Source organism: Ruegeria sp. C9 (genome assembly GCF_056537585.1).
Genome location: NZ_JBQFRU010000010.1, coordinates 43581 through 55701 on the forward strand (window position 1 = coordinate 43581; position 12121 = coordinate 55701).

Annotated in this window: 8 protein-coding genes; 5 read left to right on the top strand and 3 right to left on the bottom strand. The window is 54.5% G+C overall.

Annotation, left to right across the window (positions count from 1 at the left end; translation table 11 throughout):
• The first annotated feature begins 5 nt into the window (after positions 1 to 5).
• A complete protein-coding gene (locus tag ACR0NE_RS20675) occupies positions 6 to 1076 on the top strand; it encodes a WavE lipopolysaccharide synthesis family protein (protein WP_170399566.1) in 1071 nt (356 codons plus the stop codon).
• A 38-nt stretch (positions 1077 to 1114) separates the two neighbouring features.
• On the top strand, positions 1115 to 2482 hold the full coding sequence (locus ACR0NE_RS20680) for an oligosaccharide flippase family protein (RefSeq protein ID WP_170399563.1): 1368 nt from the start codon (positions 1115 to 1117) through the stop codon (positions 2480 to 2482).
• Between the two features lie 4 nt (positions 2483 to 2486).
• Here the strand turns inward: ACR0NE_RS20680 and ACR0NE_RS20685 are convergent, their stop codons facing one another.
• Together ACR0NE_RS20685 and ACR0NE_RS20690 are read right to left on the bottom strand one after the other, a co-directional pair.
• Positions 2487 to 3452 carry a glycosyltransferase family 2 protein gene (locus tag ACR0NE_RS20685; RefSeq protein ID WP_170399560.1) on the bottom strand — a complete coding sequence of 322 codons (966 nt, stop codon included), beginning with the start codon at positions 3450 to 3452 and terminating at the stop codon, positions 2487 to 2489.
• The gene (locus tag ACR0NE_RS20690) at positions 3449 to 5101 is read right to left on the bottom strand and encodes an O-antigen ligase family protein (protein ID WP_170598691.1); all 1653 of its coding nucleotides are present in this window, start codon (positions 5099 to 5101) and stop codon (positions 3449 to 3451) included. Before ACR0NE_RS20690 ends, ACR0NE_RS20685 begins: the two co-directional genes overlap by 4 nt.
• Before the next feature lie 125 nt (positions 5102 to 5226).
• On the opposite strand from ACR0NE_RS20690, the gene ACR0NE_RS20695 reads away from it, so the two are divergent.
• Both ACR0NE_RS20695 and asnB read left to right on the top strand, forming a co-directional pair.
• A complete protein-coding gene (locus ACR0NE_RS20695) occupies positions 5227 to 7089 on the top strand; it encodes a PKD domain-containing protein (protein ID WP_170598688.1) in 1863 nt (620 codons plus the stop codon).
• Between the two features lie 95 nt (positions 7090 to 7184).
• Positions 7185 to 9140, top strand: coding sequence for an asparagine synthase (glutamine-hydrolyzing) (gene asnB / locus ACR0NE_RS20700; protein ID WP_170598685.1), 1956 nt, complete (start codon positions 7185 to 7187; stop codon positions 9138 to 9140).
• On the opposite strand, the gene ACR0NE_RS20705 is transcribed toward asnB, so the two are convergent.
• Positions 9137 to 10063, bottom strand: a complete 927-nt coding sequence (locus tag ACR0NE_RS20705; RefSeq protein ID WP_170567789.1) for a glycosyltransferase family 2 protein — start codon at positions 10061 to 10063, stop codon at positions 9137 to 9139. The two genes, asnB and ACR0NE_RS20705, sit on opposite strands and share 4 nt — an antisense overlap.
• 449 nt (positions 10064 to 10512) lie before the next feature.
• On the opposite strand from ACR0NE_RS20705, the gene xrtD reads away from it, so the two are divergent.
• Positions 10513 to 12111: a VPLPA-CTERM-specific exosortase XrtD gene (gene xrtD / locus ACR0NE_RS20710; RefSeq protein WP_170567787.1), complete on the top strand. Its 1599-nt coding sequence runs from the start codon at positions 10513 to 10515 to the stop codon at positions 12109 to 12111.
• The last annotated feature ends 10 nt before the right edge of the window (positions 12112 to 12121 follow it).

The window sequence follows — 12121 nt, forward strand, 5'->3', positions numbered from 1 at the left end:
ACATCATGGATACGACCGATACCGTGATGGTCAAAGTCGCCCGGCGCCTGCTGATGTGGAGCCTGGAGCAAATCACCCGGTCATCAGATCATTTTCTAACATATACGCAGCGCCCCAAGCTGAGCCGGCAGATCGCCAATCAGTCCGAACCTGAATCCACGGATGAACCGATGGCAATCGTCATGCAGGGGCCGATCTCCATACAGGATGATTTCACTGTCGAAACCCTGCGGATTTATCGCCGCAACATGCCTGGTGTGCGGCTAATCCTGTCGACCTGGAACGACACGCCTGAGGCCGATCTTGCCCCCATCCGTGCCGAAGGGGTCGATGTGGTGTTATCCGAAAAGCCCGCGGCCCCGGGGCTCTTCAACATCAACATGCAACTGGTCAGCGCCGGTGCCGGGATCATCCAGGCGCATAAGAATGGTGCAATCTGGATCATGAAAACCCGCACTGATCAGCGGCTGTACCGGCCCAATGTCATGGGATTCCTCGCGGCCATTGCGCGCAGCTTTCCGGCCGGAGGCGGATTTGAACAGCTGCACCGGATCATCGGCGTAGGTCACGGAACGCTCAAATTCGCGCCCTATCACGTCACAGATCAGACCGTCTTTGGTCATGCGGAGGATATGTTGCGCTACTGGACGCCCGGTCTGCGAACCGACCCATTGCCCAAACACTGGCCCGAGGCGTTGTCGGACATCTATGCCCAAATCCCCATCGGTGAGCTTTGCCAGATTGGAGCTGCGGAGAGCTACATCGCTTCAACGTTCCTCACACGTATTGGACGTCCGTTGAACTGGACGCTGGAAGACAGCTGGACGGCTTATCGTGACTGCTTTGCCTTCGTCGATTACGCAACAACGGATTTCTTCTGGCACAAAGTACAGACAGGAACTTTCCGCGAGTTCATCAACATCTATGACACAATCTGGACCCGCAACGAGCTAACCTTTGCAGATTGGGTGCTTCTGCACTCAGGGCAGGTGCTGCCAGAGGCTGCACAAAAGTATGAACAGGCGCTGGACCTGCGGTTCATGGAATCCATCAATCTGACACGGCTAACCGGTTAAGGCATGGTAAATCAACCCGATTTCCGGATGCTGCCATCATGAAAGCAGCGCTCCGGTCCGTTCTCAGCGGTGATGGTTTGAAGGTGCGGGCAATCCGCGGAACAGCCCTGAGTGTCATGGGCTTCGGCAGCAGCCAGTTGATCCGCCTGGGGTCGAACCTGATCCTGACGCGCATTCTTTTTCCTGAAGCGTTCGGCCTGATGGCCCTGGTGCAGGTTGTCATCGCCGGGCTCGAAATGTTTTCTGACGTGGCCATAGGTGCGTCCGTTGTACGGAGTCCGCGAGGCGATGATCCCAAGTACCTGAACACCGCCTGGACGTTACAAGTCATTCGAGGTGCTGTGCTTTGGGTTGTGGCGTGTCTTATCTCAAATCCGATTGCCGCATTTTATGAACAACCTGAACTTGGTCTCATCATTCCGGTTTTGGCGATGTCAACATTCATCCAGGGTTTCCAGTCGACGAAAATGTATCTCGCTAATCGACATCTCACGTTAGGCCGTTTGACGGCGATGGAACTAGCGTCACAAACTTCTGGTACAGTATTCATGATTGTTATGGCGCTTTGGCTAAACTCGGTTTGGGCGCTTGTAATGGGCGCACTTGTTGGGGTCAGCGTTCGTGTTGTTCTTTCACATACAATCTTGCCCGGGCCCGCAAACAGACTTGCTTGGGAGCGCGACGCTTTTAGGGAAATCTTTCATTTCGGAAAGTATATTATCCTTGGGACTGCTGCAGGCTTCTTTGTGCAGCAAGGTGACCGAATGGTACTCGGGAAATATGTAAGCCTTGAAGATCTTGCAGTCTACACCATCGCTTTCATGCTTGCCGCTGTCCCGCTCACACTCAGCACGCAATTGCTAGAGCGGATATTGTTCCCGCTTTATCGTACCCGACCGCCCGCAGACAATGACGCAAACCGAAAGAGTATTGGACGTGCGCGAATGCTACTGACCATGGGAACACTTGGAATGGCTGCAGTCTTGGCTATGGTTGGCGTTTTAGCTGTAACTTTTCTCTATGATCCCCGTTACCACGCTGCAGGGCCAATTCTGGTGCTTCTTAGTCTGGCGATGATCCCAAGGCAGGTCATCATGAGCTACGATAAGATACTATTGGCGAATGGAAACTCGCGCGATTTCACCATATTCACAACAGGCACCGCAATTGCTCGTATCTTGGTGTTGTTGCCTATGGTCAGCAAGTTTGGTTTGATCGGTGCAGCTTTGGCTCCTGTTATCGTTGATATTTTTTCCTATCCATTTCTGGTCTATTTTATCCGGCCTTACAGTGGGTGGTACCCCAAACAAGACCTCGCTTTTCTGATTGCTTCCTGTGGAATTGTAATGGCTACAATCTGGATGAACCCAAGCGTTTTTGACATTCTGCCCTTTGCCGGGCGGTAAGATCCTATTTGTACTCTATCAACTTTGCCCGGCGTCCGCGGAACCGGTCCCACCAATAGCCCAGGACACCTTGTGCCTCAGGGATCTTACCCAGTGTTATAAACAGGGCACGGGTCGGGTCCATACCACGCGATACCAGGCGCAGCACCTGAGCGGGCCAGACTAAAAGTAACGCGAGCGACCAAGATGTCACAAGTGTACCCGTCACAACAAGCAGGGGAAACACAGCCCCCCAGGCGAGAGCTGATCGGGTCTCCCGCACACAGTGGCGTTCGGGCGGAGACCCGTGCATGGCCGCCCCTTCCCCATATGCGTGGCCCGCACGCCGGTTCCGATTCCACCATTGCGCAAACCGGGTCAGAGCCGCGTCGTGCAACGTCATTTCCTCATCAAGCCGCCAGATCGACCAACCCGCTGCGCGCAGGCGGACACATAATTCAGGCTCTTCCCCCGCTATGAGGGCCGGATCAAAACCGCCAACAGCCGACAAGGCTTTGCTGCGCATCAGCGCATCTCCACCACAGGCTCTGGTCTGTCCCACCGGCGTATCCCACTCCTGGTCAATAAGCCGATTGTAAACCGACGCTTCGGGAAAGCGTTCACGGCGGCGACCACAGGCGACGGCCGCAGTCGGCGTTTCCGCCAGAAAGGATCGTGCGGCTTCGATCCAACTTGGTTGCAATTCGCAATCTCCGTCGATGAATTGCACAAATTGCACCGGCACCGGGTCTTTTTGCAAGATATCGAACCCGGCATTACGTGCGCGCGCCGCTGTGAAGGGTTGGCTTTGGTCCAATTCGACACATGTTGCGCCTACGGCTTTCGCGGCCTGTTGACTGCCATCAGTTGAACCGCTGTCCACATAAACAACCCTATCTGCTTGTTCAGTGGCTGAGGCCAGGCACCGCACCAATCGATCCCCTTCATTACGGCCTATGACGACGGCCCCAACCGTCGGTTGCCCTGTCATGCGTCAGTTCCTTTCCTTCCGCGACCGTTCCGAATGATCCGGTTGGTTTGCCGGGTGTAGCGGCTGGTAGGTCGTGATTTCATGGCCGACGGTCCCGGCACAGGTGATGATGGCGGCAGGGGTGCCCGTGGGCGGGCACGGGCAAGGGCATGCTTGGGCTCAGCTACTGGTGCCATTTCAGTGTCGGATGTTGCGACACGGCCGAGTTCTAGTCTACCCCACAGCGCCCCGGTTATAAGCCAGGTAATTGGCGTTACTGTCGCATTGGGAAGCAAGTCGATCACATTTGCGACCAAAACCAACGAAAGAATAGCCGTCTCTGGTCCCAGACCAAATCTCCGGGCTCTGAAAAAAAGTACTAGGGCCGGGAGACAAAGCAATCCAAACTCGGATAGGTATCGCGCCCATCCACCTACACCAATTACCCCCACCCAATACCCATCAGCAATTAGACTGATGCCTTCACCGGTGGCTGGATCATACACAAAACTGCGACCCCACCCGCCCCATCCAAACAGCGGTCGTTCGCGCGCCTTCTCCAACAGATAATTTTCGTTAACTACCCGAAATTCCAAGGAATCTGCTCGATCAACGCTCAAGGTTGTAACCCATTCAATGATAGTATTGACAGGTACAAGATCAGCACCACGAAGCATCGGATAAAGCAGAGCAATGCCAGAAAACACTGCAGCAATCGCAAAGTGCAATCTGACGTTCAGAACAAACATCACAACTATCAGGATCGCTGCGATTAAAAACGCCCCAAGAGAATTTGATAGAAACAACGTCATCAATAACCATACGCAAAGCAGGAGGTAGACACGCCCTCTTTTCTCTTTGACGTATTTGGCAAGTCCGCCGGCAGCCAAGACACACATAGCGAAGAACATCGCCAACCAAAGGCCGTGCTGCACGAAAACAAGTGGGCGATAACCGCCCGGGCGAATATGTTGTTCCCATGCGTGCGGGAAATACCCATAAATCATGAAATTAAGCTGCGGCGACATCCGAATTTCATATAGAGCCAGTAGCGAATATCCAGTTCCAGCAATGACAAGCGCCTTCAGAAAAAGCCATTGCTTCTCCGGATGTGCTAAATATTTCCGTCCGAGAATGAAAGGCAGAAGCATCATTACAGCTGAAAGCAATGTCGAAAGAATGTCCCAGACTCGGAGAGCCGGAAAGACGAGAGGCCCATAGAACAATGGGTGTCTGTTGGCTAAAACTGTCAAGCATGTACCCAAAATCAGAATAACGATCAAAAGTATTGGCAAACGTTTTTTGGGGAGCCAGCCCGGCAGGCTCGTTGGTGTAGTCGTTCCTGAAGTTATCATTGCAGCTATAAAAGCCGCAGTTGCTGGTATCGTATCTTTGTTCAGGGCTGGTAAGCCGGGCAAGTCAAGAGACAATCCCGTCGGTAGGAACAGATATCCCCCGATGATTGCCGCCAATAACGCGACGGCCGGAGACCAGACGCGGAAAAAGGCGAATACGACTAGCGGCCAAGTATACAGGACGATATATCCGAACATTTTGGAGCCGCCCCGCGCCCAGCATTCAAAAGCAACGCCCAGTGGGTACACGAAGATTTTGACACTGTCACCAATCCTGTCTGTCACCAATCCAACTTGTGACACAATTTCAGGCACTGGCGCCGTCAAGAAACACGATCACTTAAAATGCTTCATACGAGCCCGCAACTTAAATAGGGTTGTGTTTCTCATCAGATTAACGCTTGCTAACAAGGTAAAATTTCCAGCCGGGAGTCCCCTACATGTCTGAAGGTGCTACAGCTGAAATTACCGTTATGCGCCGCTCAGTTTGGCAGGTGTCCCCCGATGCCGTCTTTTTTGAAGTGACGGTCGATGGCTTTGACGCTGTGGCGCCAACCGCTGGTCAAATCTATGACAGCCGGTTTCATGACTTATACTATTTTTGGGACTTTGATGATCCATACGATTTCCAGGCGCCAGAGAACCTGCCTGGTAAACACCTAAACGCCGGTGTCGCATATGGCCCTTGGGTCTCACATACGTTTCGCACTCCGGGCAGCTATCGCGTTTCGGTTTTCGTCATCGAACCAGCTTCGGGAAAGACAGCCACAGCATCAACCGATATCGTGATCGAAGACCCTGGCGCCGTATTTCCAGCCCGAAACACGCTTTTTCTCAGCCCCTCCGGTAATTTCGAACATTCTCCGCCTCGGGCTCGGCGCCTTAAAACTGGCGATATCAGCAGCGTTTTTAACGACAATATTGCAGGGCAAGAAGCGGCACCCAAAAGGATCGTGTTAAATCGGGGCGAAGAATATACCTTCTCCGGCATTTCGCCTGGGTTTGGCGGACATACCCCATCCTTCCATATTGTTGCAGGAGACGGCAATGCTGACAGGCCGCTGGTTTTTTGTACAGGAGGGGTTTTCTGGAACGACATCGCCCCAAGAATCCCAAACCCTTCCAAAGATATGGTTTGGCAAAATGTGGTTCTTGAGTCCGGGTTTGATTCAACCTCGGTTCTGGGCGGAGAGCACCCCATCCTGTTCACTTGGTTTAATAACCCACCGCATTTGGCATTGTTGGATGGGTGCTCCGTTTCAGGTCTTCTGGCTGCAATTATTGTAGGCCAAACCGAAGGTGGTCATTCTGTCGTTTTGAACGATACGGTTGTCACCAACTTTGGTACGGCGGTTCTAGACGCCAGCTTTGAAGGGTTTGCCATCACCGGCTCTTCAATCATATCTGATGTCAATGCTCTGATCGATTCAACCGGCAATGGAGGATGGGGGGCTCGATTGGCGGGAAATGCTGTTGTTTCGATCATTCAAAATTCTGATTTCTTTATTCGACAAGGATGGTCTGGAAATGGCAAAATTATTGCGACGCAGCCGTGCTTACGATTGAATGCAAGCTCTTTCGAAGGCGCCAAAATCAACTGCCAGGCGAATGCCTTTGAGGGAGGTTACAATGTTGTGACAATGGGGCCGGGTGAAGGTCAGAAAAAGCTTCCCATAAATGCTTTGTTTGAAAAAAATTACGTGGTTGGAGGGTATCAAACTGCCAATCTCGTAAATTTCGGTTTTGGGGGCACCACCATCCGAAACAACGTTTTTGTTCTGCCGGATTCTGAACAATCTCTTGGAACCACGAACCCTCATGCATTTATTTTATTGGACGGACATAATGGCGGTTCTTCCACATCCCCAGACAACAACTCCGCTCCGATTTCTATTCTAAATAATACGTTCGTGAACCGGCTCCGACGAGACGCATATCAATGGGATGTTGCTGACAATATGGCAATATTTGTGAACTGGCAGGACCATTTCAATAACATCACGGTCGCCAACAATGTTGTCTATCAAACGGGAACTGATGACCCAATGATCGGTGACGCCCCGCTTTCCAGTTCCACAAATCTCTTTTTCAGCCCTCGCGAAAGGGGCTATCAGACATCTACAGTCGATCTTCGCGCACAAACGGCCACACTAAATACCCCCGGTATGTTTGATACTTATGCCCCCCTGCCCGGCTCCTCGGCGCTTGGTGACGCCGATGAAACCCAACCTATCGCTTATGATGATTTTTTTGGCAACCAGCGACCACAATACCCGTCTCGCGGCGCGCAAGAAGCATCATAAAAACAGTTTTTCCGCGCAAGAGACTGTACGCTTGCCTCATGTTCTCCGCCCCGGCATTAAGACTAGGGAAATTTGTAAGGTATTAAGACCACGTTATGTGCGGTATCACCGGTTTTCTCTGGCTTCCGGGTCACCCTCAGGTACAGGACGCTCCGACCTGCGTTCAGGCGATGATGAGTGCCATTGCTCATCGCGGTCCTGACAGCCAGGGCCATTGGGTCGATGAGGAGGTAGGCGTTGCCCTGGGCCATCTGCGACTGGCCATCGTCGATCTGTCACCTGCGGGACACCAACCGATGGTGTCGTCAACCGGGCGTTACCAACTGGTCTACAATGGCGAGATCTACAACCACCGAGCCCTGCGAACCGAATTGGAAGACACAGGTAAGGCGCCGGAATGGCGCGGTACATCCGATACTGAAGTCATGCTGCGTGGCTTCGAGGTCTGGGGGTTCGAAGAAACGATCCGGCGTACCCAAGGCATGTTTGCCATCGCGCTGTGGGACCGCGAGGAGAGGAAGCTTCTGCTGGCGCGCGACCGTTTGGGGGAAAAACCGCTTTACTATGGCTGGCAGGGCACTGGAAAAGACGCACTATTCCTGTTCGGGTCAGAACTCAAAGCACTGCGCACGCATCCCGCGTTCCGCGCCGAAGTGCGCCGCGACGCGCTGGTGGCGATGCTGCGCCACGGTCATGTCCCCGAAGACCTGACGATCTATGAAGGGCTGATGAAGCTGCGTCCGGGCGAGATGGCCGAAGTCTCGCTGACAGCCCCCGGCTTCGCCCGCAAGTTTTACTGGAACGGGGGTGCCATTGCTGCCGCTCCCCGCGGCCCGGTGCCAACTGATGCTGAGGCCATCAACCAGCTTGAAGCACTCCTGCTGGATGCTGTCGGCAACGAGATGATGTCAGACGTGCCGCTTGGAGCCTTCTTGTCGGGCGGCATCGACAGTTCGACCATCGTGGCGCTGATGCAGCACCTATCAAACAAGCCGGTACATACCTTTTCCATCGGTTTCCACGAAGCCCGCTATAATGAGGCCGTATTCGCCGCCGATGTGGCGAAACATCTAGGCACGCACCACACAGAACTTTATGTAGGCGACACAGACCTGCGCGACGTGATCCCTCGATTGCCTACTATCTATGACGAACCTTTCGCCGACAGTTCTCAAATTCCGACGTTCCTAATTGCCGAACTGGCGCGCCAACACGTTACGGTGGCGCTTTCTGGCGACGGTGGAGATGAGCTTTTCGGCGGTTACGACCGCTATCAGCAAGGCGCGGCGCTGCTCAGAAAGCTGGCATTGATGCCCTCCCAATTACGTCGTCTTGGGGCGGGGGCCGTTCGCGCTCTCCCCGCAACGCTTCTGAACCAGTTGATCGAGCCCATCCGCGCAACTCCGCAAGGCAAGGAACCCAACGGTCAGCGTCTGCATCGCTTGGCCAATTATGCCGCGAGCCACAACGTAGATGAACTGCACCGCAAGATGGTATCGGTTTGGCGCTTCCCAGAGGCCGCAGTCATTGGCGGTTCCAACCCGCCTTCGATCCTGGCTGATCATCTCCCTCCGCGTGGCGATCTGGGTGTGATCGAACGGATGATGCAGTTGGATATGTTGGCCTATATGCCTGACGACATCCTGACCAAGGTCGATCGGGCGACCATGGCTGTGGCACTGGAAAGCCGCGCGCCCCTGCTCGATCATCGAGTGGCCGAGTTTGCCTGGGGGCTGCCCCTTCACATGAAGGTCCGCGGCGGCCAATCGAAATGGCTGCTCAGACAGGTGCTCCACCGATACGTCCCCCGAGAATTGATCGAGCGCCCGAAGATGGGTTTCGAAGTTCCCATCGGCCTATGGTTGCGCGGAGGGCTCAAGGACTGGGCCGCTGCCCTGCTGGCCCCCGAGCGCTTGGCCCGAGAAGGATACCTGGACCCCGTCCTGGTCGGGCAGCTTTGGTCCCAACACCAAGCTGGGACCCACAATTGGGGTCATCAGCTGTGGAATGTGCTGATGTTCCAGAGCTGGCTGGAGATGTATGCGGACTAAGTTGAGCCGAGCGACCACGCCCGGGCTTTTGCGGCCTCCTGCTCTGCAATCGCCCGAGCTTTGCCTTTGAACAACGCCCGACGCTGATAGGCCCGAATGAAAGCGCGCAGCTCGGGGTCATCGAGCTGCTTTTCCCCCCGAAACCAGGCCCCCAGATAACCCCGCACTGTGGCTAACCCGCCCAGCACATATGGCCTGTCGGTCATCCGAAAGATTGCCGTCGCCAAAAAGAAAAGCGGGTCGGACCCCATGAAATACTGCCCGAACCCGTGGCGGCGGCGACCGGTATAGATTGAGGTTTGGCTCGACCCCATGGGCCTCAGATGTTCAAACCTCAGGTCGGGGTCATCCCACGAACGCGCAATCCAACCCAACTGGCGCGCCTTATGACAGTCGATGGCGTCCCACATGACCTCGCGTACGAAGCCGCCGATATCGGAGAAGCATTCACGGCGGTAGAACTTGGTCATACCGACACTCATCTCGTCACCACGGCGCTCCGAGATCAGCTTGCCATCCTGACGAATATAGGGCTTGCCCGAACAGGTGCCGAGCCGCGGGTCAGTCTCCATCCGTTCGATCAGCAATTCGAAATAGCGCGGCGGCAGGTCCAGATCGACGTCGAGCTTGCAAAGATAGGCATAATTTTCCAGCGAAACAGTGTCTAACCCTGCATAAAACGCGTCAATCACACCAGGACCAACGGCCCGATGCCCGCGGTCGGACGCGGAGACGATGCGTATCCAGTCATGCTTTGCGGCATATTCGGTAAGAATATCCATCGACCCATCGGTTGAGCCGTCATCGACGATCACCCAGAGCGACGGCGTCTCGGTTTGCGCCACCACACTGTCGAGCGTGCGCCGCATATAGGCCGCTTCGTTCCGGCATGGAGAGATCAGGACATAGGTGCGGTCAGTCATAAACAATCAGGCAGTTTGCAAAATCTTTCAGCGTTTTGTCCGGCCTATCCATAATGTGTGAGGTATATAGGTTTATTAAATCTTTTATATCTCGCCCCCGTGTTCTGATCCTTGCAGGAGACTGTAACTTTATATGGCCTTCATTACCGGCGGTCGGATACAAATACTCGCGCGCAATGGTGACCTCTCCGGCAATGAGGAACAAATTTCGCCATGTGCTGAGTAAATCGTAGCCTCGAACCAAGCTCAAGGCCATTGAAACATTTCTCCACCGCCGCGAAGGCTATGCTGTCAATCTATGTACTTCTAACACAAAAGCCGCCTAGACGATGAAGATCTATGACATGATTTTGTCTGGTGGGCGTTTGAAAAGCTTTAATGACTACGCTTAGGATGACATAGCTTCCGCAAGATACGGCAACCCGGCCCGACCAGATAAACAGATCCTCATGACTGAATCCGCAGCCCAAACCGTTCTGAACCACCGTGTAGGTAAAAGCCTGCACTTGGGCCTTTTATGGCTTTTGGTGGCGACGGTGGGGGCGTTCATATTTCTATCACCAGGACTTGATGCGCTGCGCATTGCCTGGGGCCTGCCAGAGTACTCACACGCTCCGTTGATCCCGGTTCTGTCCGGGCTTCTTTTCCTCCGCCAACTCAAAGACTACCCCGAACGGCCCGGACCCATTGGTGATCGTTGGGTCGGAGTGGCAGTCGTGGCATTGGCACTCGTTTTTGGTGCGTTGGCACGGCTGGCTAATATCGACGACATGGCCGCCTATGCGCTGATCCTTTGGGTCGGCGGCATTCTTTTGATCAGCTTTGGCTGGTCCACCGGAAAACACTTCTGGCCGCCGGTACTGCATCTTGTCTACATGCTACCGCTGCCCGACACGCTCTATTACAAGATGTCTACCTGGCTGCAACTGATCTCATCCGAATTGGGCGTATGGATGCTAGGGCTTCTGTCCGTACCGGTCTTTCTTGACGGCAACATCATTGATTTGGGCGTCACCAAACTGCATGTGGCCGAGGCCTGCTCTGGGCTCAGATACCTCTTTCCGATCCTCAGCTTCAGCTACATCTTTGCCATCCTTTACAAGGGCCCGATGTGGCACAAAGCTATACTGTTGATCGCGGCCGCGCCGATCACCGTCATCATGAACTCGGTCCGCATCGCCATCGCGGGAACCGTCGTCAACTACTACGGGCTCGACTGGTTGGACGGGTTTACCCATTTCTTCGAAGGATGGGTGATCTTTGTTGCCTGTGTGTTGCTTCTGTTTGTTCTTGCCCGGATCATGCTGTTCTTTAACCCCGTGAAGATGAGCCTTACCGAAGCTCTGGATCTGGAAACGGACGGGCTTTGGACTCAAGCCAAACGCATACGTTTGGTTCAGCCTTCAGCCGCACTAATCACGGCCGCCATTCTGGCCGTCGGGGCCGTCGCAACATGGCAGATGATCCCCGAACGCGGCCAGATCGAAGTGGCCCGTGAACGCTTTGCACTTTTTCCCCGAACCCTCGGCGACTGGCGCACAACCCCCCATCAGCGGCTTGACCCAGTTGTGGAGGAGACGCTTGGCGCCGACGACTACCGCCAGGTCAATATGACCCGAGCGGATGGCGCTGAGGTCGGACTTTTCATGGCCTGGTATGCGGATCAGGGTCGGGGTGGCGTTCATTCGCCTGAGATATGCCTGCCCGGTAGCGGCTGGGAGATCGCCTGGCTAGAACGAACCGACATCGCTGCAGAAGTCGGCAGCGCGACGCCCTTCATGATCAACCGCGCAATCGTTCAGCACGGCGAGGCGCGGATGATGGTTTTCTACTGGTTCGACCAAAAAGGCCGAAAGGTAGCATGGGATCTAGCAGCAAAGTTCTGGCTGATGGTGGACGGCATCCGAGAAGGGCGGACAGATGGGGCACTCATCCGGTTGAGCACGCCGATTAGACCAGGTGAAAGTGATGCAGCAGCGGAAGAAAGGCTGCTGGATGCGCTGATGGCGATTGAACCGCCATTGCCTCGGTTTGCACCGGCGGGATAAACCGGGTCTA